Here is a 202-nt window from a genome sequence, read left to right as displayed (position 1 = left end):
TCTTCCTTACTCCGGCTGTCAGACTCGAACTGACGACATCGTGATTAACAGTCACGCGCTCTACCAACTGAGCTAAGCCGGAATATTAAAAAAAGCGCGGCGACTTCCTACCCTCGCAGGCAGTTGCCCACCAACTACTCTCGGCGTTAAGAAGCTTAACTTCTGTGTTCGGCATGGGTACAGGTGTTTCCTTCTTGCTTTC

1 tRNA gene and 1 rRNA gene are annotated in these 202 nt (G+C 50.5%); both read right to left on the bottom strand.

The features are described 5' to 3' along the window. Positions 1-9 precede the first annotated feature (9 nt). Positions 10-82 (bottom strand) — tRNA-Asn (locus KI210_RS08840). Positions 83-94: 12 nt separating this feature from the next. Beyond that, a 5S ribosomal RNA gene (gene rrf, locus KI210_RS08835) occupies positions 95-202 on the bottom strand; the annotation flags it as partial.

The sequence above is a fragment of the Lactobacillus corticis genome (assembly GCF_018327645.1).
GTDB lineage: Bacteria > Bacillota > Bacilli > Lactobacillales > Lactobacillaceae > Lactobacillus > Lactobacillus corticis.
Note: the sequence above shows the minus strand (reverse complement) of the source record. Positions and strands in the feature narration are given on the sequence as shown.